The sequence below is a fragment of the Clostridium lamae genome (genome assembly GCF_033043255.1).
GTDB lineage: Bacteria > Bacillota > Clostridia > Clostridiales > Clostridiaceae > Clostridium > Clostridium lamae.
Genome location: NZ_JASCQJ010000002.1, coordinates 70,524 through 94,130 on the forward strand (window position 1 = coordinate 70,524; position 23,607 = coordinate 94,130).

The following is a 23,607-nucleotide window of genomic DNA, read 5'->3' on the forward strand; positions in this document are numbered from 1 at the left end:
AGTAATTATTACAAAACTACTTACCCTACTAAGCGTTGCCGTAAGGTGAGAAACGGCTGTTTCTACTTCACACATTAATTATTTTAACATGTCTTTTTATTGTTGTCAATTATTTTACGTTTTTATTTTATCCACTTAATTTATATTTTATACTAAATTAGTATGTAAAATAATTATTATTTACTCAATTTGACCATCAAAATCTAATATACCACCTCTTAAATTGTATAAATTACTAAATCCCTCTGATTCAAGAAATGAGCAAGCTATACTACTTCTTACGCCTATTTTACAATATACTAAAATAGGTTTATCTTTAAAGTTTTCTAACTCTTCTACTTCCCATTCTATTTCTTCTACAGGTATATTTATTGAATTAACAATTCTTGATTCTTTAAATTCATAAGGTCTTCTAACATCTAAAATTAATAATTCTTCATTACTCTTTATTAACTTTTCAGCTTGACTACTATTTATTGATTTAATACTCATTTTATTTCTCCTATTGTTTTTTTCTAATATTATATAACTTTAATATAACATACTCAATAATATTGTTAATACTAAAAATTTAATTATTAATTTTTAAAAGGAGTTGCTTTAAAACAACTCCTACATAATTTTAATTAAAATCTTCTATTCTAATTAGGTTATTTACTTTATATACTGAATCTAATTCACATACACTATTTATAGCATTACGTATATTTCCTTCTTTACAATCATGTGTTACTAATACTAACGTAACCCTATTTTCATTTGAAGAGTCCACTCCCTTTTGTATAACAGAACGTAAACTTACATTTTCAACTCCAAAAACAGAAGTAATTTCTCCTAGGACACCTGTTCTATCTTCTACAGATAATCTAATATAGTATTTACTATTAACTTCGTTCATATTTTGAATTTCTTTTTTCCACAAATTATTCTTAACTACTGGATTTAAGTTATCTATATCAACATTACTTCTTAATATTGATACTATATCAGAAACTACTGCACTACCAGTAGGTAAATCTCCTGCACCTTTTCCGTAGAACATTAAATCTCCTACAGCATTTCCACGAATTAATACTGCATTAAAAGAATCATTAACATTAGCTAATGGATGATTTTGTGGTATCATCGTTGGATGAACTCTAAGTTCTAATAATCCATCATTGTCTTTTACGATAGCCAATAGTTTTATAACCTTTTTAAATTCTTTAGCATATTTTATATCAATATCTTCAATCGCACTAATACCTTCTCTAAATACATCATCTATTTTTATTTTTGTCCCAAATGCTAAAGACGATAATATTGCAAGTTTATATTGAGAATCATATCCTTCAATATCTGAAGTAGGATCTGCTTCAGCATAACCTTTTTCTTGTGCCTCTTTTAAAGCTTCATTAAAACTTAAGTTATCATAATCCATTTTACTTAAAATATAATTTGTAGTTCCATTTACTATACCATACAATCTTTCTACTTTATTAGCTGTTAGGCTTTCATTTATTCCATTAATTATAGGAATTCCACCAGCTACACTAGCTTCGTAATTAAACATAACGCCTTCTTTATCAGCCTTTTCAAATAACTCGTCACCACCAGTTGCTAGAAGCATTTTATTTGCAGTTACTATATGCTTTTTTCTCGCCATGGCTGCCAACATATATTCTCTAGCTGGCTCAATGCCACCCATAACTTCAATTACTATTTTAATTGACTCATCTTCTATAATATCATTAAAATCAGTAGTTAAAATGCCTCTTGGTACATCTATTCCTCTTGCTTTACCAAGATCCCTAACTAATATTTTGGCCACCTCTACTTCATAGCCTGATCTCTTCATAATCTCTTCTTTGTTCGAATTTAGTATAATCCAAACTCCACGTCCAACATTGCCAAGCCCCAACAAAGCAATTTTGATTTTCTTCATTTTTCTTCCCCCTTAATTTTTTTATTAATATTATTTATTTACCTATTGCTAATATATTTATTATACTCACTTGCTTTATAATTTACCATTATTTATTATAATTTAGCAAATACAATAAGGAAGGAATTTATAAATATTATTCAAAGGGTAATATTTTTATAAATTCCCAAATAATAAAAAAGTAAGAAATATATTATCTTTTTTGTAGATACTATATTTCTTACTTAATCTATTACTTATTCACTATTAACTTTTACTTATTTTCTATCTTTTACTAGCATCAAAAGGTTCACCCGCAGCCTTAGGTGCTTGTGATGATTTTGAGAATAATACTAAAGCTATTAACGTTACTATGTATGGGAATGTTTTTAGTACTACTCCTGGTATTTGAGATAGTGATGGTATTGCTTGAGATACATTTGCTATAGTTGAAGCAAAACCAAAGAAGAAGGTAGCTCCTAATATTCCAAGCGGTTTCCATTGTCCAAATATTAATGCTGCTAAAGCAAGGAATCCAAGTCCTGCAACTGTTCCGTTAAATTCTCCTGAGAAAGTTAATAACATAATAGCTCCACCTAGTGCTGACATACCACCAGATATCATAACTCCTATATATCTCATTTTAAATACACTTACACCAGCTGCAGCTGCTGCTTGAGGATGTTCTCCACAGGCTCTTAGTCTTAATCCAAAGCTAGTTCTATACAGTAAAAATATACTAACTATTAATATTGCTAATACTAACCAAGTAGTAGCATATGTCTTAGTGAAGAAAAGCGGTCCAATTACAGGTATTTCTGAAAGCACTGGAATATCCTTTGGAATAAATCCATTAGCCACTCTTATATTACCACTACCTGTAATATTTCTAGCTAAATAAATTGTTAATGCTCCAGCCATCATATTAATAGCTGTACCACTTATAACTTGATCAGCATTTAAATTTATACTTGCAAAGGCATGAAGTAATGAAAATAATACCCCAATTAATACTGCCACTAATAAACCAATCCATAGTGCTCCTGCTACTCCATTTGCTTGTAACTTAGAAACTGTTAATGCTCCCGCAAAAGAACCAATTATCATAAGTCCATCTAGACCTATATTTACAACTCCACTTCTCTCACAATAAAGTGCTCCTAGAGCTGTTATTAATAAAGGAACTGTGTAAGAAATTGCATATGGAAAAACTTGTTCAATTATGCTCCACATTATTTTTCCACCACCCTTTCAGTAATATCTTTTTTATCAGATTTATCCTTTTTAGATTTTTTGAATTTCTTAATAACCTTATCCATTATCATACTAGTTGCTGCAAAGTATATTATTGTAGCCATAATAGTATCTGCAAGTTCTGGTGGTACTTTTACAGCTGCATTCATAAATCCTTTTCCAACATATAAAATTCCAAAGAATAATGATGAGAAAACAACTCCAATTGGGCTACTTGCTCCAAGTAAGGCAACTGCTATACCATCAAAACCTTGGCTCGGCATTATTCCGATTTGCATTATATTTGCATTACCTGTATATTGTATAACACCTGCAAGACCTGATAAAGCACCAGCTATCATCATTGATATAACTATATTTCTATTAACAGGCATACCTGCATACTCTGCACCAAATCTATTGAATCCAACAGCCTTTAATTCATAACCTAAAACTGTTTTATTTAAAACAAACCATATTATTAAAACCGCTATTAAAGCTAGGAAAATACCTAAATTTATATATGATCCTTTAAATATATTTGATAACCAATCCACTCTTAAAGTAGCTGCTTCAGGTAGCATTCTAGATTCAGTTTCTAAAAACTCTCCTTTAAAGTACTGAGGCACCATATAGTAAACTATCCAATAAGCTGTCCAGTTCATCATTATAGAAGATACAACCTCGTGTACATTAAACTTAGCTTTTAAAAAACCTGGAACTGTTGCCCATAAAGCACCACCAATAATACCCGCAAGAACTACTACTGGAACTAATATCATTTTTGGTAAATCTAAAGTTAATCCTACAGCTATTGAGCAAAATCCTCCAAATAGCATTTGTCCAGGAGCACCTATATTAAATAATCCCGTCTTAAATGCAAAGGCAACTGAAAGTCCAGTAAGCATTAAAGGTGTTGCTGTAGCAATTGTATTACCTATTCTTTCTGGGTTCATCAACCCACCTTGAAATAAATATCTATATCCTTCAACAGGGTTAAATCCCATAACTAGCATTAATACTGCACCTGCAATAAGTCCAAGTATTACTGCCATTATGGATTTTATACCTTGATCTTTTCCCATTAAGCTTCACCTCTCTTTATTCCTGCCATCATTAATCCGACTTCATTTTCATCTGTTTCAGAGGCATTAACTACTCCTATAAGTTCACCATTATTAACTATAGCAATTCTATCTGAAACGTTTAATATCTCATCTAATTCAAGAGATACTAAAAGTACAGCTTTGCCGCTATCTCTTTGTTCAACAAGTCTTTTGTGTATGTATTCTATAGAACCTACATCCAGTCCCCTAGTTGGTTGAACAGCAATTAACAAATCAGGATTTGACTGAATCTCACGTCCAATTATTCCTTTTTGTTGGTTACCTCCTGATAAAGATCTAGAAATTGACTTTCCACCTTCTCCTGATCTTACATCAAAAGTATCTATTATTTCATTTGCATATTCTGTAATTTTATTTCTATTTATAAGTCCATTCTTAGAAAATGGTTCATTCTTATAAGTTTTAAGAACTAAATTATCTTCTAATGTATAATCTAAAATAAGACCTCTTTTATGTCTATCTTCTGGAATATGAGCTATTCCAGAATCTATTCTTTTTCTAATAGAATCTTTTGTAATGTCTTTACCATTGAATACTATACTTCCTTCTTCAATATTTCTCATGCCAGTAATAGCCTCAACTAATTCTGTTTGTCCATTTCCTTCTACTCCAGCAATCCCAACAATTTCACCTTTTCTAACTTCTAAGCTAAAATTCTTTAAACCAAGACATTTTTTATTATTCTTAACAGATACATTTTCTAACTTTAAAACTTCTTCACCAGGTTTAGCTTCGTTTTTATCAACTTTAAATGATACTTGTCTTCCAACCATCATTTTAGCCATATCAGCTTCTGAAGTTTCTTTAACATCAACTGTTCCTATATACTTACCTCTTCTTATTACAGTACATCTATCAGCTGCTGCTTTAATTTCCTTTAATTTATGTGTAATTAGAATTATTGATTTACCTTCATTAATAAGATTTTTCATAATTTGTATCAAATCTTCAATTTCCTGCGGAGTTAGTACAGCAGTTGGTTCATCAAAGATAAGAACTTCTGCATGTCTATAAAGCATCTTTAGTATTTCAACACGTTGTTGCATACCAACAGAAATATCTTCAATCTTTGCATAAGGATCAACATTTAATCCATAAGCCTTAGATAATTCTTCAATTCTCTTAGCTGCACTTTTTATGTCTATTGATAAAAATTTCTTTGGCTCTAAACCTAAAATAATGTTCTCAGTTACAGTAAAGTTTTCAACTAATTTAAAATGCTGATGAACCATACCTATTCCTAAGTCATTAGCTACATTGGGACTTGAAATTTTAACTTCTTTCCCATTTACTTTTATTATTCCTGCCTCTGGACTATACATCCCAAATAGCATTCCCATTAATGTAGATTTACCTGCTCCATTTTCTCCTAAAAGAGCATGGATTTCGCCTTTCCTAAGTTGTAATGTAATATTATCATTAGCTACTATTCCAGGAAACTCCTTACGAATATTAAGCATCTCTACTACATACTCCATATAATTCACCGCTTTCTTTTTTATAGGTATAAGGAGCTGTCGCAACAGCTCAAAATAAAAATTACATTATGCGACAGCACCTTAATAAATTATTTAATTAGATCTCCTTGTTCAGCAGATACTTTTATTTTTCCATCTTGTATATCTTTATATATTTCATCAACTTTAGTTTTAGTTTCATCTGAAAGATTTGGATTCTCTTCTGGAATACCTACTCCACCACTCTTAGCATCAAAAGTTAATGTTTGTCCACCTGGGAATTTTCCATCTAACTCATCTTTGATTATATCGAAAGTTGCTGTATCAATCTTCTTCATTGCAGAAGTTAAAATTATTGATTTTTCACCATCATAAACACCTTCAGAATATTGGTCAACGTCAACACCTATTACCCAAGCTTCTTTTCCAGCAGTTGCTCTAGCTTTAGCTTCATTAATAGCTCCAACTCCAACTCCACCAGCTGCTGTGAATATAGCCTTAACTCCATTATCATACATAGTAGCTGCTAATTGTTGTCCTGCTGCAACGTTATCAAATGATCCTTGATAAACTACATTTTCAGCTTTAATATTCATCTTAGTTCCTAAATTATCATTAGCGTATTTAACACCTTGTTGGAATCCCCAGTTAAACTTTTGAACTGCTGGAATTTCCATACCACCTATAAATCCAAGTTCTCCTTCTTTTAATTCAAGAGCTGCTGCAACACCTGCTACGAATCCAGCTTCATGTTCTGCAAAGAAAACTGCAACTGTATTTTCAGCAACTACTGCTTCTCTTGCATCTCCTTCTTTACCGTTGTTTGGTGATCCATCGATAATAACAAATTTTGCATCTGCATATTTTGCTTGTGCATTAAATATAGCAGTTTCAAATTTAAATCCAGGAGTAACTATAAATTTATATCCTGTATCATAAAGATTTCCTATTTCCTTCATATAATCTGCTTCTGTAGTTCCAGCTGGCTTTAAATAGTTGCTATCAACTCCTAGTTCTTCCTTAGCTTTTAAAATACCTTCCCAAGTACCTTGGTTAAATGACTTATCGTCTATAGTTCCTGCATCAGTAACCATACCTACCTTATACTCTTTATTTGCATCTGTTTTCCCTTCTTCCTTACTTCCACAGCCAACTAAGCCTGTTACCATAAGTGCTGAAAGTGTTAGTGCTATTAGCTTTTTTTTCATGTATAATCCCTCCATAAAATAATATATAGCAATCTTTGTTATACAAAGAAATGCACGAACTTAAAACTTTTTCTTATAGTCTTTTCCCTAAGAAATTTCTTTCTGATCCCCTTAAAATTAACTTAGGTGGAATATTCAATCTTTTTATCTCATACTCGGATTCACTAGATTTGAAAATCTCTAAAAGTAATCTTATAGATTCTTCTCCAAGTTCTATAGGCGAGTCCTCTATATAAGATAAATTAATACCCACTATATCTATAAGTTCAACCTTATTAAACCCTACTAACGCGATATCATTAGGAATTTTCATCTTATGTTCTAATAATGCCTTAATCACTCCCAAAGTCATCCTATTGCTACATGCAATTAATGCAGTTGGAGGATTATCCATCTTCAAGAAATCCTTTGTTAACTCATATGATTCTTCTAATTTAAATTTTCCTTCTTTTATATATTCATGGTTAATTGAAATATTATTCTCTTTTAATGCTTTTTGATAACCTATTAATCTATTTACTGCTGAACTAGAACTCATTATACCTGTTATTATTCCAATTTTTTCATGACCATTTTCTATTAAAGTCTTTGTAGCTAAATATCCCCCAATTATGTCATCTACAAATACTCCACTTAAATTAATATAATTTAAATCAGCTGATACCAAAACTATAGGTATATTTATACTTTTTATGGCAGTTATAAATTCTTCTTGAAACTTCGTATCTCCAAACCCAGGAGTCATAATAACTCCTTTTAATCTATGTTTTTTGATTTCTTCTAAAGCTTTCAATTCGCTTTTTACATCATTATTGGTATTAAATAATATTATATTTAATTCAACTTCTTCTGCTATTTTACTAATTCCCTTAATTATTTCCCCAAAATAAGAATTAGTTATATCAGGAACTACTATTCCAATAGTGTTTGTCTCCCTTTTAGATAAACTTCTTGCTATTGCACTTGGAACATAATTCATCTCTTCTATAACCTTTAATACTTTTTCTCTAGTTTCTTCCTTAACATAGGAAGAATTATTTAATACTCTGGAAATAGTCGCAGATGATACGCCAGCTTTTATAGCTATGTCATCTATAGTTAGTGCCATTTTATTTCTCCTCATACTATAGTTATATAAATTAACAATTTCATTCTTAAATGAATATTATATACATTCACTCAATTTAATTATACTAAAGTAAATTTCTATTTAAAATAATTTTTGATAAAATTTTCAAAAAATATTATATAATTTTAAAATTTTTGCAAAATTATATAAAACAATTAATTTATTATACTTAAAAGACTATTAAAAATCTCAAAATTAATATTTTTATTAATTGTATTAAATTCATCTGTTATAGTTATTACAATATATTACACAGCACTAAATTTCTCTAAATGTTTACATTTCTTTGAGTTCTTACTATTAACTAATAAAGTCACCAATTCTCTCGTATGATTTATCCCTTTTAGCTCGCCAGTAACTTTTATTTTTTTAGCAGAGTATTAGTTCACTTCTCTAAATACTCTACTACATCATGCGCTTCTTAAATACCAACCGAATCTAAAATAACTTAAAATATTCTATTAATTTCTATAGAAATACACGAATAACTATTCTATAATTCTATATATTATATCCTCCATATCTGGTTTCTTATCTTGTATAATGTATGCTGATAAAAGCATTTTTTCTGACTCTTTTATTTTATTTTTATCACTAGTATAAATTGTTGCAATTATGTCTCCTTTATTAACATAATCCCCCATTTTTTTCTTAAGTATTATACCTGCACCATAATCAATAACATCGTCTTTAGTCTCTCTTCCAGCTCCTGCTATTAATGAAGATATACCAACCTTTTCGGCATCCAGTTCGTATACATACCCCTCTTCTATCGCTTTAACATCATGGACTATATTTGCAATTGTAAACAAACTTTTATCTTCTATTACTTTCACTTCTCCACCTTGATTGATGACTAACTCTTTTAATTTATTAAGTGCCTTACCATTCTCAAGAACTTCTTCTAGTATTTCTCTTCCCTTTGTAGTATCAGGTTCAACTCCACCAAGTTTAAGCATTTGAGCTCCTAATCTTAAGCATAATTCTCTTAAATCCTTAGGTCCTCTATTACTTAATACTTCAATAACTTCCTGGATTTCTAGAGCATTTCCTATAGCATACCCAAGAGGTTCCCCATTTAAGGTAATTGCAGCAGAAGTATTTCTATTTAATCCTTTTCCTATAGCAACCATTGTATTTGCTAACTTTTCAGCGTCTTCCTTTGTTTTCATAAATGCTCCATCCCCATATTTAACATCTAATAATATAGCATCTGATCCTGAAGCAATTTTTTTACTCATAATACTTGCTGCTATTAAAGGTATGCTGTCTATAGTAGCTGTAACATCTCTTAACGCATATAATTTTTTATCTGCTGGAACTATATTTTGAGTTTGTCCAGCTATTACTAATCCAGATTTATTTACAAAGTTTATAAAGTTTTTCTTATCTACATTTATATCAAAATTTGGTATTGATTCTAATTTATCTAATGTCCCTCCAGTATGACCTAATCCTCTCCCAGATAATTTTGCAACCTTTACTCCAGCAGCTGCCACCATAGGAACTAATATAAGAGAAGTTTTGTCTCCTACTCCTCCAGTGCTATGTTTGTCTACTTTAATGCCATTAATTTCACTTAAGTCAACTACATCTCCAGACTTAATCATCGCCATTGTAAGATTAACAGTTTCGACATCATTTAATCCATTTATGTATATAGCCATTAGAAGAGCTGATGCTTGATAGTCAGTAACCTCGCCCTTAGTATATCCTTCAATAAAAAATTCTATCTCTTCTTTAGTCAATTCTTTACAATCTCTTTTTTTGGCAATTATATCAAAAGCTCTCATAATTAATCCTCCATTTAATCTGTAATATATTTATTATCCTTAATCCAGTCATTAAGATCTGTATTTGTTTTTGGTATATATAATTCTTCATTAACAATTTTATACTTTATAACATTAACAATCTTCATAATACTAGGATCTAATGGAACCTCAGAATCTTCTCTAGTAATATCTATTATTCCTTCTTTTAACCCTGAATAATGAACTCCAGCATTCCAACTATTTTCTTTAACATATCTTATTTCATTAAATACTATCTCATTAATATATCTAGTTGAAGTAGCTATTATAATACTTGGATCAAATGAATTTTGATTTTCATCCACACCAAAAGCATATCCCTCAGCTTCTTTTGCCGCTGCAAATACACCAAGTCCAGAAGCTCCTGCTAAGTGTTGAATATACTTAACTCCTTTACTATACATTAAAAGAGCTATTTCCTTAGCCTTTAATGGATTTTTGAAATCATTTACTGTCGCAGTTATAACTTCTCCTTCTGGAAATATATATTTATATCCAGCTTCAAATCCAATAGCACCTTCTTTAAGATGTGTGACATCCATTCCAATAACAACTCCAGCTTTATTAATATTTCCTGTTTTCTCATATTCCATTTTACTTAATAATCCTGCAATAACACCATTTAAAAAAGCCTGCTCTTCCCATCTAGTATAAATTGAACTTACATTTTCACCTACCAATTTAGAATCTATTAATGTGAACTTCTGATCAGGGTATTCCATTGAAACCGCTTTCACATCATTTTCTTGCTCAGGACCAATCGCAATAATTAATTGATAATCTCGAGTTTTGGTAAATTCTAAAATACTTTGTCTATATTGTTCAGGTGATATAGGCTCTGAATAGTCAAATTCAATATTTAACTCTTCTTGAGCTCTCAATAATCCATCATAAATCAAATCATTAAAAGATTTATCACCTAATCCACTTCCAGTGAAAACAACAGCTATCTTAATAGGTCTTATTGATTCATTACTTAAATGCTTATTCCCAATAATAATGTTTATAGATATTATAGAAAATAATAATAAAATTACTGAAGCCATTACTATTTTATAGCTTTTTCTTTTCATTAATTCTCCTTTGCAATAACTCTATTTATTTCATTATACATAAATATTTTACTACTTAATATAAATAAAATTGATAATAAATAGAATTATTTACTTATTTAATAGTAAAATATTGATTTTTATATATTATTTTGACATCTTATTTTTATTTAGTATATTCTATCCTCTTCTGGAGAAACCCCCATATACTTTTTATAATTTTTAGAGAAGTAACCTGGATTAGTATATCCAACTTCCATAGCAATTTGTGATATTTTCATATCTGTGCTTCTTATTAATTTTTTAGCTTTATTCATTCTATAAACAGTCAGGTATGTGCTAAAATTCTCTCCTACCTCTTCTTTAAATAATCTTGAAAAATATTCATGAGATAAATAAATATGTTTAGCTACATCAATTAATGAAATATGCTTTTTATAATTATCTTCTATATATTTCAATGATTTTTCTATAGTCTTTGAGTATATTTTTTTATCTTCTTTTTTATTTATTTGATGATCCCCTATAAATGAATCTCTCCCCTTTAATTTCTCATCTATTTTAGACAATAATTCTTTTATTTCCTTAGGTCTAATTTCAGATTTCACCAAGTATTCATATGCTCCAAAGCCAATAGCTTCTTTTGCATAGCTAAATTCTGCAAAATTAGTTAGTATAATTATGTACACTTCCGGCATAATTTCTTTAATTCTTTTCGAAAGTTCTAATCCATCCATCACAGGCATCTTGATATCTGTTATGATTACATCTGGTTTTACTTCTAATGATAAATCATAAGCTTCTCTCCCATTCTTAGCACTTCCTACCAATTGAAAATCTTCAGAAACATTTTTTATAGTATAACTTATCCATTCCCTAATTGGAGCTTCATCCTCTACGACCAAAATTTTCATTTCTCATCCTCCTCTATTTAGGTAAAATATACCTAACACTTGTCCCTTTTCCTTCTTCACTTATAATCTCTATTCCATAGAATTTTCCATAATTCAATTGTATTCTTTCATGAACATTAATTAATCCTACTTTATTAATAGCCTCTTTGTTGCTAAATACATCATTTATTTGCCTGTTACTCATTCCTTTTCCATTATCGTTGATTTCAATAATTATTCTATCCTCATCACTGTATCCATTTATACTAATTTCTCCCTTTTTACCTTCATCCTCCATACTATAAAATATTGCATTTTCAACTACAGGCTGTAATATTAGCGCTGGAACTTTTATATTTTTAATATCTTCTTCTATGCATATTTCTACTTTAAATAAATTTGGATACCTAATTTTTTGTAGTTCAATATATGCCATGACTATTTCTATCTCTTCATTAAGAGTAATAAGCTCACTTGCCTTGGGCAATATATTCCTCAAAAGTTTAGTAAACTTAAATAGCATCTCTTCCGCTTCTTCATTCTTATTCATTGATATTAAAAATCTAACTCCACTAAGAGTATTATATAGAAAATGTGGATTAATCTGCGCTTGTAAGAAACTCAATTCAGCAATACGCTTTTGTTTTTCTTTTTCTTTAATCTCTTCTATAGAGTCATCTAACTGCTTAATCATATTATTAAAAGACTGTTCTAAATTGCCTATTTCATCATCTCTATCAACTTCAACTTTTACTTTAAGATTCCCATCCATAACCTGCTTCATTATATTTTTCATATTAATTACTGGTTTAGTAATCCAGCTAGAAAGTTTATATACTATTATAAAAGAAACTATTATAACTAATAGTAATGTTAGTGCAAATTTCTCAGTAATTTGTTTTATTGGCTGCCTGATAATGTTAGATGGAATTTCTTCAATTATAGACCATCCATATTTATTTAAAGTTGATTCCATCTTAATATAAGTAGCCCCTTCTCTTCTTACTACTGAATACCATTCACTTTCATCTATATATTCACCATCATCTATATCATTATAATAATTTTTGCCTATTAGTCTTTTATCTTTACTTGAAATTATATTTCCTTTTAAATCAATTATATAAATATTTCTTCCATCTTTAATAATTTTGCTATATCTATCAAACAACATTTTTTCACTTATATCCATTATAAGTACACCTAAAGTTTCACCTGTAATTAAATTATTAATAGATCTTCCCATCCTAAAAATAGATTTAAAAGGTCCAATACCCTCTTTATCTTCAAATGTGCTTAATAAGACTGTTTTTCCTTTAGCATCCACTATTTCATTGTACCATGTTTCATTTTTAATAGAGTCCATAGTATATTTAGTTTTTGAATATGTACTGAAATTAAAATCGTTTTCGGAAACTATATACAGGTCTGGTTTCATATACTTACCATACTTCCAAACTTGCTCATTTAATAGTCCTTCAACATACTTCTCTAAGATAATTGATTCTTCAGTTCTATTTATTATATCCTTGTTAGAAAGAGCTAATGCACTGTTAACTTTATTATCTTCTACAATATTGCTTCCTATTTCTTCTATATTTAAAAGAAAAATAGATATATTATCTGCAACCTCATCTAATATTTCACTATTTAATTTTCCTATTTCAGCTTGCACTATATTATTAGTATCCTTAATCGACCATGCTGCTATTACTATTGATATAGTTACTATGAAAGCTGCTAAAAGCAGACACAGCTTTATTGTTATACTTTTTATCCTCATAATCAAACCCTCTATTACTATTCTTATATTGATATTTTACTAAAGTTATTTTGGTTAGTCTATTAATATAGTTATACATAATTTATACAATATTATAGCTATATAAAATAATAAGAGATGATGTATATTGTAATATACATCATCTCTTTAATTTTACTTTTCCTTTAGCGCTGCATTTATCAGTCCCACAAATAAAGGATGTGGTCTATTTGGTCTAGACTTCAACTCTGGATGGAATTGAGCAGAAACATACCACGGATGATCTTTCACCTCAACTATCTCTACTAATCTTCCATCTGGACTAGTTCCAGTAATATTTAATCCAGCATCTGTCATAGCTTTTCTATACTCATTATTAAATTCATATCTATGTCTATGTCTTTCATAAATCAAGTTTTCTTCATAAACATCATAGGCTGTACTACTTGTGTCTAATTTACAAGGATATAGCCCTAATCTCATTGTTCCACCTAAATCTTCAATATCTTTTTGATCTGGCATTATATCAATAACAGGATATTTTGTATTTCCATCAATTTCAGCACTATTAGCGCCTTCATATCCCAATACATTTCTCGCAAATTCAATGACTGAGCATTGCATTCCAAGACAAATCCCAAGGAAAGGTACTTTATTTACTCTCGCATATCTTATAGCTTCAATTTTACCTTCTATTCCTCTATCTCCAAATCCACCTGGAACTAATATACCTTGGCAATCTGATAATAAATCATTACTATTTTCATAGGTAACATCTTCTGCATTGATCCATTTAATTTGCACATTAGAATCATTGGCTAATCCCCCATGATTTAGGGCTTCTACTATTGAAATATATGCATCATGAAGCTCAACATACTTACCGACCAATGCAATCTTGACAGCTTCTTTTAAGTTTTTAACCTTTTTAACCATCTCAATCCATTCAGTATTATCTATATCTCTACATCCAAGTTCTAACTTTTCACAAACCAGTCTATCTAATCCTTCTTTATGTAACATAAGTGGAACTTCATATAAATGCTCTGCATCTAAATTTTGAATAACACACTTAGCTTCTAAATTACAAAATAATCCTATTTTAGCTTTTAAATCATCTGATAATTCTTTTTGAGATCTACAAACTATTATATCTGGTTGAATCCCTATACTTCTTAATTCTTTTACTGAATGTTGAGTAGGTTTAGTTTTAAGCTCTCCTGCTTTTCCTAAATAAGGTACTAATGTAACATGAATAAAGCATACATTCTCTCTACCCACTTCATATTTAATTTGTCTTATAGCCTCTAAGAACGGTTGAGATTCTATATCTCCAACAGTTCCCCCAATTTCAGTTATTACTACATCTACTTCTTTTTCTTTTGAGACTCTGTATACTCTTTCTTTAATTGCATTCGTTATATGAGGAATAACTTGAACAGTTCCTCCTAAGTATTCTCCTCTTCTTTCTTTAGATATAACAGACCAATAAATTCTACCTGTAGTAACATTATTATTCTGACTTAAATTCTCATCAATAAATCTTTCATAATGCCCTAAATCTAAATCTGTTTCTGCTCCGTCATCAGTTACAAAAACCTCTCCGTGTTGATATGGACTCATAGTGCCTGGATCAACATTTAAATATGGATCAAATTTTTGTATAGAAACTTTTAAACCTCTATTTTTTAATAATCGACCTAAAGATGCCGCTGTTATCCCTTTTCCTAAAGAAGATACAACTCCTCCTGTTACAAATACATACTTAGTCTTCATAATATTCCTCCAAAAAAATAAAATTTTTATTTATTTTCTTGACACTAAATTCCCCTTTTGTTATAATCATAATTACCTCACTATTTATGATGGGTTAATAATGCCTAAATACAATAAGTGATATATTATCATATAACGAAAAAAAAATCTAGTGTTTTTTTTGTTATATGCATTTAAATAATTTTATTTATCCCTTCTTGAATTTCAAAATACATTTCTCTAAACTCTTTATTAATCAGAAACTTTTCCTCAGCTTTATCAATATTATACTTAATACTTTTATCACTAATTATATTTAATATTTCTTTAACTCTATCTTTTTGAAGACATCTATAATCCCTTAATAATAAGAGTAATAAATATTTATTTTCTTTCTTTTTTAGTTTATCATTCATCTCTTTTATTTCTATTCCAAGATACGTTGCTAATACATTAATAACTATAGAAACCTTATCAAGCTTGTCATTATGATTCAAAAGACAATCACCCCTTTATTTTTCTATATTATTTCCATTTAAAAGCATCATTATTCAAATTTATTCAAAAAATATAAAATAAAAAAGTGTAAAAAACTATTCTCAATAGATTTTACACAATTTGATTTTTTATTTTAATTAGTTTTAACATTTACTGCAAGTTTAGTTACTATCGGCGGCTGACCAGCAAGTTCCATTGAGTACTTCGCTGTTATTTCCCCACCATTTTCATTAATATCCACCTTTAAATCTTCAGTATGAATTTGCAAATCTAAAACTCCATAAGGAGTATTATATAAAGATACAGAAGTTTCCCCCTTCTTAAAATCCATTTTAGCGCTAACATTTCCTTCTCGCTCAAGAACTAACTTATCATTTAACATGGTTAATGTAGTTATTGTTCCGCTCATTCCAGATAGTTCTGTTTCCTCATATATCGCTTTAAATCCATCTTCAGTTATTAAAAACTCTCCAGGAGTTACTACTTCTATTACATCATCAGTATCTAAATCATTAAAACTTCTCAAAGATATAACCGCTCTTTTTTTCATATACGTCTATAAATAAAGTTTTTCACTTTATCTATATTTCCTCCATTCTTAATATTATACAATATTTATTTATTGTATTATTCCCTTACTACTTTTCACATAATATAGTTTAAATATAATAAATACATTAATCAAGTTTTATTTTTTAAATAATATTTCAAATAACTTGAATCTGAACTTAAATTTACCCTCTTTAACCTTTTCCTTTTTATCTTTATTCTCTTGAACTTCAGCATTTTGATTTCTTTCCTCTTTCTTATCATCCAAAGCTTTTACTACTTCTTTGGAGTCTACAACCTCTTTTGTGCCATCCACAAAACAAAGCGGAGGGAACATTACACACCACCAATTCTCCCCTTCTGCGTCTCCAATAAGTATTCTGTAAGCTTCATACTCACCTTGTGGAAATACTACATCTCCATAAACTTTATCAGGAAAATTTTCTTTAGAAAGAGCACTACTAACATTATAGGTGTATCCATTTTCATTTATTACAGACTTAGCTATAGCTTCTATATCATTTTTATTATTTATTATGAATTGTCGTGATTCATCTAAACTTTTACTATTCTTTAAGCTACTTGATACAAACTCAATAACTCTATCTCTTACTTTTAATTTCAGTGATTGATCTTCATCTGAATTACTATTTGCAATTACATGAAACCTTATTATTTCATTGACTATATCTTCATAAACTAACTCTTTTACAGAATCAGAGTCTTGTCCAATTTTTAGATTTGTACAGCCACTTAAATTTAAACTAAAAAATAATAACAATATATAAATCTTGTATTTCATATCAAAACCCCCTACTGTTATAATTATTGACAATTTTAGGAGGTTTATACTTAAATTTTAAATTGTTCTTGTAATATACACATCATTATATTTTAACTTCATTTTTTCAAAGCATATTTGCGCTTTAAGCATATCATCAAAAAAAGCAAAAACAGTAGGGCCACTTCCACTCATCATAGCTCCAACAGCTCCCAAGTTTTTCATATCTTCTTTTATATTTATCAACACTTTATGTTTTTTTAATGTAACATTCTCCAATAAATTTTTCATATTATTTGAGACTACTTTTAAATCATTTCCTTCGATACCATCAAGCAAAATCTTCGTATCTGGGTGGTTCTTTACTTTTGAAAGGTCAAAACTTTGATAAACACTCTTAGTAGAAACTCCAAAAGGCGGTTTTACCAACACCAAAATTTTGTCTTTGAAATTACTTAATTGTGTTACATCTTCCCCAATCCCTCTACACAAAGCCGTACCACCTTTTATACAGTATGGTACATCAGCTCCTAATTTTAATCCAAGTTCCATTAGCTCTTCATCACTGGCATTTACATCAAAAAGTTTATTCATTATCTTTAATACTGCGGCACCATCCGTGCTCCCTCCAGCCAATCCTGCACACACCGGAATATTTTTCTTAATATTTATGTTAACTCCACTATCTATATTATATTTTTCTATAAATAATTTAGCTGCTTTATAAGCTAAATTTCTTTCATCTGTAGGAACATAAGGTTTGTTACATTTAATCGTAATATCTTTATTTTGTTTCTCTATGTTTAATTCATCATATAAATCTATAGATTGCATTATCATCTCTAATAAATGATATCCATCTTCTCTTTTACCTATTATATCTAAGGATAAATTAATCTTAGCATAAGCCTTAATCCTCATATTTTTTTATTTCCTTTCGCTGAATATTTTAAAATAAACTTCAGAGATAACTCCGAAGTTTATTTTTATTATATATTTTTTTAATAACATAGTAAACCTAAAGACTATTCTTTTAATTTAATGCCTTACTCCTAAATTCCTTATCTCCCTCATCAAACATCTTAAACTCTTCAATTATTTTTACTAAAGGTTTCAGCTCTTCAAAGAATACTACAATAGTATCTCCTTCTTTAGCCGTATTAATAGCTTTAATCAGCGCATCTTCTTCCCTTAAAATGACTTCATATTTCTTATTTTTATTTTCTTTAACTAATCCATCTTCTATTAATTTAGCTATTTCTCCCGAATTTCTTCCTCTTAAATCTTTATCCTCTTTAATTATAGTATAATCTAAGAACTTAGCACATATACGCCCAATATCTATAGCAGATTCATCTAATCTATCTCCAGGAATACCTACTACACCATAAAGTTTTCCATTACTAATTTCTTTAAGCGCAGATAAAACGGCATTGTACCCGTCTGCATTATGTCCATAATCTAAGACTACATTAATTCCATTAACATCATAACAATTGAATCTTCCTGAATTCTCATTTGAGTTTAATTGATAAGAAGTTATTCCATTACTTATCATACAATAATCAACTTCCATAGCTACCAAAGCTGATGTTGCTGCTAAAATATTCTCTATATTAAATTTTAATTTTCCATTTAAAGTAATTGGAACATCTTTTAAATTACATATAGTAAACTTTTTATTATTGTTTAAAACTATAATTTTTTCATCTTCCAAATATACATATATATCTATTGAATTTCTATTTTTTAAAATATCATTCTTGGAATCAAGAGTGAAAAACACTTTTTTTGCCTTTATCCTATCTAAAATTTTCATGCTCCATTTATCATCAGCATTTATAACTACATATCCAGTTTCTTTGACTGCTTCGCCAACTAAAGATTTTACATAGCAAAGATCTTCCATTGACTTAATACCATCAATCCCTAGATGATCTTCTCTAATATTTGTAATAACTGCTACATCGGCAACTTCATAAGCTAATCCCCTTCTAATAATCCCCCCTCTTGCCGTTTCTAATACGGCAACATCTACATCTGGGTTTAAAAGAATAGATCTGGCACTTTCAAAGCCTGTGTCATCACCTACATCTATACATTCATTATTTACAAATATTCCACTGCTACTCGTCATCCCAACACAATATCCCATTTTGGATAATGTATGAGCAATCACTCTTGTGGTTGTTGTCTTACCATTAGTTCCAGTAATTGAAACAACCGGTATGTTAAGCGGCTTATTCTCATATAACATATTTATAATTTCTTTTCCTATATTTCTTGGTGTGCCTTTACTAGGATTTATATGCATCCTTAGACCTGGAGCAGCATTTACTTCAATTATTACCCCGTTATTTTTTAGTGGTTTAGAAATATCCTCTGCACAGATATCTATCCCACAGATATCTAAATTTAATACTCTTGCAACCCTCATACATAGATTTATATTTTCTCTACAAATATCATCAGTACAATCTATAGCTTCTCCTCCAGTAGATAAGTTAGCATTTTTTCTTAAATAAATTTTTTCTCCCTCATCTAACACTTCCATTAAAGCCTTTCCTTGTTCTGAAATGCATTTAATCACTTCTTCATCTAACTTCACTTTAGTTAAAGGCTTTTCATGATCATCTCCACGTAAAGGATCATCATTTAGTTCACTAATAAGGTCGAATATAGTATCGATTCCATTTCCTATTATGAATGGCGGAATTCTAAGTGAAACTGCTGCAACCTTATAATTAACCATACAAACCCTATAATCTTTTCCTCTATGATATTTTTCTATTATCAAATCCTTAAACTTATCTTTTAAATCTTTATAAGCACTTAATAATTCTTTTTCATTTTTTATATTTAATATTACACCATTTCCTTTATTTCCATATTGAGGCTTTATAACTACAGGATATCCTATATCTTCTGCTTCTCTTAATAAACTTATTATATTTTTAACCTTACATCCCTTTGCAGTTGGAATATTATGAATTCTAAGCAATTCCTTTGTAAGAAGTTTATCACAAGATATATCCACTGACACACACTTCGTATTAGCGCTTATAGAGTTTTCAATTATTCTTCTTTGCTTACCATATCCTATTTGATAGAAATTCCCATTACCAAAGTCAATTACTGGAAGTCCAACTTCCCTAGCATAATCACAAATAGATTTAGTGCTCGGTCCTAAAAGTTCTTCTCTTAACACGTCCTTTAAAAACTCAATTCTATCTTCATAATTCAACGGTATTTTATTTATCAATGAATTTACAATATCTATAGCTAGTTTGGATGCTTCTATAGCTGTATTCTCATAAACATATTGAAAAATTATATAATAATGATCATTCTTAACTTCTCTAGCCTTCCCGTAAGCAACATCTATACCTATCTTGTTTTGTATCGCTATTATTATATGCTCACATATATGCGCTAAATAAGTTCCCTCATTAAGTCTTTTTACAAATCCTTCATCTTCATCAATGCCACATCTATGACTTCTCAATTCTGGAATCATATTAACCAAATTAAAATTGAAATCTTCAATATATTTACTCGGTATTTCGGAATATCCCTCTAAATCAACATCAAGTCTAATACACTTCTTATGTGAATAGATATTCTTTCCTTTAAAAACCTTAGTTTCAGTTACTTTCATTTTTACTTTTATCCTCCTCAAAAGGCTTCTTACTTAGAAGATTATATTTATCTCCTTCTTTTAATACGTGTAAATTAACATTAAACATACTTAATACTTCATCATAATTCTGTTCAGATACATTGCTATAAGTTATATTTCTAGCATCTAAAAAATATACTGCTCCATTCCCAATTACTTGTGCATCTCCATTATCTCTAACTACCAAAGCAGTATCTTCATCTATACCAATCCCCAACACTTCAGGATTCTGTGCAATTCCGGTCAATAACCTTCCTATCCTACCTCTTTGGGCAAAGTGTTGATCTATCATAACTCCTTCTATAAGCCCTAGTCCAGGTGCCATCTTCAAAGTGCATTTTCTAGGAGATTCATCATCTTCACCTTTCACCACCATAGTATCACTCATCACTGATGCACCTGCTGATGTTCCAACCATTATGCACCCATCCTGAATTGCACTTTTTAGGGCATCGTAAATTAAAGTACCTCCAATTAAGCTGGTTATTCTTAACTGATCACCACCTGTAAAAAATATAAGAGATGCTTCCTTAATAAGATCAATATTATTTTTATTTAAAGAATCTTCCCTTTCTTCAATATTTAATCCTTTAATATTTTTAACTCCTAATCCTGTAAATATCCTTCTATACTTTTCTAAAGCTTCCTTCGGATATTCAGTAGCTATTGTTGCAATCAATATAATATCCTCTTCTTTATCTATAGAGTTGCATACTTTTTTAAGAATTTCTTTATCTCCTTCTTTATCTTCTGCTCCCCCTATAATAATCAAATCTCCCTTAATCTTTTCTGCCATTTTCTCACCTCTTATCATGCATTTCTTATTTTATCCATGAGATGTTAATATTATTCATTAGAAAACATCGATAAATTTTCTAACAAATATAAACGACATAAAAAAATAAGGGTAATTGAAAAACATTCAAATTTTCCAATCCCCTTTATTTTTAAATATATTTAACTCTTTTTAAAATACTGCTCTACCAGGAATTATAAGTTTACACCCTGGCTTAATTTTTTCTTCACCATCTAATTCATTTAATTTTTGTAATTCATCAACAGTTGTATTGTATTTCTTAGCTAAATCCCATAAACTCTCTCCATCCCCTACAACATATATAGTTACAGATGCTTTCTTTTCTTTAGCTTCTTCTGCTCCCTCTAAGACATCTTTAATATAATTTTTATTAACTTTGTAGTAAGATTTCAAACTAAGACTTATAGTTGCTCTTACTGAAATTGCATTTCCTTCTATATTTGTATCTATATTTTCTAAATAAGGTTTAACCATTACATCCATATTTTTTCTTAATCCCTTAACATCGGCTGTTGTATTGAAAGGAATATTTCCATTCAGTATTCCATATTTCAATTCTTCACCTGCTAACTTATATATTATATGGATTTTAACTGCACCTTCTACTTTCACTCTTTCATCTTCAACTACCTTGTCTTTTACTATAGGATGTCCAGAAACTGCAACTATTTCTCCTATTCTTTCTTCTCTATTACCAATATCAAATATATCTTTAGCTGTTACTTCAGCATTTGATATAGAGTGAATCAACGTAAATCCCTTATCAGCATTTACTAATTCTATATTCATTGTTGGTGAGTACGCATCTTTTAAAATATCTACTTTTTCATTAGAATATACCTTGATATTTCCTTTAAGTAGAAATTCCACATTAACTATTCTATTCTCTCCAACATCGTCTAGATTAACTGAATGCTGTTCATCAGCTACATTTAAATCTATGACACTAATCATATCCCCGCTTATTCCTGGTAATTCTTCTTCCTTAGACAAGTACACATCATCTTCTAATGACTCAAGTTCTTTATTATCTTTGCCTTTATAAAGAATTGCTACCTTACAATAGCATCCAATATAAGCTTTTCCTTCTACAACTTTTACTTCTTTTTTATGAAGATTCATATTGCATTTTAAAATTTCGTCTATTTCAGGTTTATCCGTACTTACTTTAAGCATAGATTTACCCATAAAGTCTATATCTTTGTCTCCCTTAACATCATTCAATACTTCTTCTTTCTTTTTCATTTGTATGTCATCTTTTCCTTCAATATCCTTTACGTATTCAAACTCTCCATTTTTATAAATTTCCCAGTTTAAAGTTAACAATCCGCTAATTCGAACTTTTCTTTCATTCATCCATTCTGCTTCAATATGTTCTATATCACACTCAACATTACATACTATATTATGTTCATCGCTATTAAGATCTAGATGATTTGAGAACTTATCATTAAAGACAACTGCATGTATTTTATTATCTGGTGAATCTAAGATAGCCTCATCTTTAGATACATAAAAAACTATATAATCTAAGTTTCCTTCCACCATTACTTTATCGCCTACTATCTCCTTATTTGTTATAGTAGCCTTTACGTCTATTCCTAATACTTCTTTCATATCAGGATATTGTGAATCTCTTAATAAATGTTCTCCTTTTATAGGTTGATTAGTTGAACCTTCTCTTAATAATTGTTCATAGCGGACACTTTCTCTTATTACATCTATCTGTGACATATTATCCCTCCCATATAATTCCTATAATAAATATATTTCTAACTATATATATTTATTCAGGATTTATATCAATGTTTCAAAAATAAGTTTTGCAAATTTCTACATCCACATGTATCTTATTTACAATAAAGGTTCATTTAACTAATTTATTGTCGAATTATCTAGTTATGATAATTTTTTTTAAAAATTTTTTATGTTTTTTTAAATAATATGTTG

19 protein-coding genes are annotated in these 23,607 nt (G+C 29.4%); all 19 read right to left on the bottom strand.

Annotated elements, in window-relative coordinates; translation table 11 throughout:
- Positions 1 to 180 precede the first annotated feature (180 nt).
- The 19 genes from QK892_RS01435 to QK892_RS01525 all read right to left on the bottom strand — a co-directional run bounded on the left by QK892_RS01435 (position 181) and on the right by QK892_RS01525 (position 23,391).
- Positions 181 to 492, bottom strand: a complete 312-nt coding sequence (locus QK892_RS01435; protein WP_317271737.1) for a rhodanese-like domain-containing protein — start codon at positions 490 to 492, stop codon at positions 181 to 183.
- A 130-nt stretch (positions 493 to 622) separates the two neighbouring features.
- Complete coding sequence (locus QK892_RS01440; protein ID WP_317271738.1) at positions 623 to 1,924, bottom strand: homoserine dehydrogenase; 1,302 nt, start codon at positions 1,922 to 1,924, stop codon at positions 623 to 625.
- 264 nt (positions 1,925 to 2,188) lie between these two features.
- Entirely contained in the window at positions 2,189 to 3,136 is a 948-nt protein-coding gene (locus QK892_RS01445) for an ABC transporter permease (protein ID WP_317271739.1), read from the bottom strand.
- Positions 3,136 to 4,221: an ABC transporter permease gene (locus tag QK892_RS01450; RefSeq protein ID WP_317271740.1), complete on the bottom strand. Its 1,086-nt coding sequence runs from the start codon at positions 4,219 to 4,221 to the stop codon at positions 3,136 to 3,138. The genes QK892_RS01445 and QK892_RS01450 overlap by 1 nt, the downstream gene beginning before the upstream one ends.
- A complete protein-coding gene (locus QK892_RS01455; protein ID WP_317271741.1) occupies positions 4,221 to 5,741 on the bottom strand; it encodes an ABC transporter ATP-binding protein in 1,521 nt (506 codons plus the stop codon). Before QK892_RS01455 ends, QK892_RS01450 begins: the two co-directional genes overlap by 1 nt.
- Before the next feature lie 89 nt (positions 5,742 to 5,830).
- Positions 5,831 to 6,928: a BMP family lipoprotein gene (locus QK892_RS01460; protein WP_317271742.1), complete on the bottom strand. Its 1,098-nt coding sequence runs from the start codon at positions 6,926 to 6,928 to the stop codon at positions 5,831 to 5,833.
- A gap of 73 nt (positions 6,929 to 7,001) precedes the next feature.
- Entirely contained in the window at positions 7,002 to 8,036 is a 1,035-nt protein-coding gene (locus tag QK892_RS01465; protein WP_317271743.1) for a LacI family DNA-binding transcriptional regulator, read from the bottom strand.
- A 509-nt stretch (positions 8,037 to 8,545) separates the two neighbouring features.
- Positions 8,546 to 9,850: a pyrimidine-nucleoside phosphorylase gene (locus QK892_RS01470; protein ID WP_317271744.1), complete on the bottom strand. Its 1,305-nt coding sequence runs from the start codon at positions 9,848 to 9,850 to the stop codon at positions 8,546 to 8,548.
- Between the two features lie 14 nt (positions 9,851 to 9,864).
- A complete protein-coding gene (locus QK892_RS01475) occupies positions 9,865 to 10,944 on the bottom strand; it encodes a BMP family lipoprotein (RefSeq protein ID WP_317271745.1) in 1,080 nt (359 codons plus the stop codon).
- A 149-nt stretch (positions 10,945 to 11,093) separates the two neighbouring features.
- Positions 11,094 to 11,837, bottom strand: coding sequence for a response regulator transcription factor (locus tag QK892_RS01480; RefSeq protein ID WP_317271746.1), 744 nt, complete (start codon positions 11,835 to 11,837; stop codon positions 11,094 to 11,096).
- 13 nt (positions 11,838 to 11,850) lie between these two features.
- Positions 11,851 to 13,599: a sensor histidine kinase gene (locus QK892_RS01485; protein WP_317271747.1), complete on the bottom strand. Its 1,749-nt coding sequence runs from the start codon at positions 13,597 to 13,599 to the stop codon at positions 11,851 to 11,853.
- A gap of 153 nt (positions 13,600 to 13,752) precedes the next feature.
- Positions 13,753 to 15,354: a CTP synthase gene (locus QK892_RS01490; RefSeq protein WP_317271748.1), complete on the bottom strand. Its 1,602-nt coding sequence runs from the start codon at positions 15,352 to 15,354 to the stop codon at positions 13,753 to 13,755.
- A 173-nt stretch (positions 15,355 to 15,527) separates the two neighbouring features.
- A complete protein-coding gene (locus tag QK892_RS01495) occupies positions 15,528 to 15,830 on the bottom strand; it encodes a hypothetical protein (RefSeq protein ID WP_317271749.1) in 303 nt (100 codons plus the stop codon).
- Between the two features lie 134 nt (positions 15,831 to 15,964).
- Positions 15,965 to 16,357 carry a DUF1934 domain-containing protein gene (locus tag QK892_RS01500; RefSeq protein WP_394854995.1) on the bottom strand — a complete coding sequence of 131 codons (393 nt, stop codon included), beginning with the start codon at positions 16,355 to 16,357 and terminating at the stop codon, positions 15,965 to 15,967.
- A 162-nt stretch (positions 16,358 to 16,519) separates the two neighbouring features.
- On the bottom strand, positions 16,520 to 17,182 hold the full coding sequence (spoIIR, locus tag QK892_RS01505) for a stage II sporulation protein R (protein ID WP_317271751.1): 663 nt from the start codon (positions 17,180 to 17,182) through the stop codon (positions 16,520 to 16,522).
- A 57-nt stretch (positions 17,183 to 17,239) separates the two neighbouring features.
- Positions 17,240 to 18,082: a 4-(cytidine 5'-diphospho)-2-C-methyl-D-erythritol kinase gene (gene ispE, locus QK892_RS01510; RefSeq protein WP_317271752.1), complete on the bottom strand. Its 843-nt coding sequence runs from the start codon at positions 18,080 to 18,082 to the stop codon at positions 17,240 to 17,242.
- A gap of 112 nt (positions 18,083 to 18,194) precedes the next feature.
- The gene (cphA, locus tag QK892_RS01515) at positions 18,195 to 20,819 is read right to left on the bottom strand and encodes a cyanophycin synthetase (RefSeq protein ID WP_317271753.1); all 2,625 of its coding nucleotides are present in this window, start codon (positions 20,817 to 20,819) and stop codon (positions 18,195 to 18,197) included.
- Positions 20,806 to 21,636, bottom strand: coding sequence for a cyanophycinase (locus QK892_RS01520; RefSeq protein WP_317271754.1), 831 nt, complete (start codon positions 21,634 to 21,636; stop codon positions 20,806 to 20,808). The genes cphA and QK892_RS01520 overlap by 14 nt, the downstream gene beginning before the upstream one ends.
- Positions 21,637 to 21,807: 171 nt before the next feature.
- On the bottom strand, positions 21,808 to 23,391 hold the full coding sequence (locus QK892_RS01525) for a DUF3794 and LysM peptidoglycan-binding domain-containing protein (RefSeq protein WP_317271755.1): 1,584 nt from the start codon (positions 23,389 to 23,391) through the stop codon (positions 21,808 to 21,810).
- Between the last annotated feature and the right edge of the window lie 216 nt (positions 23,392 to 23,607).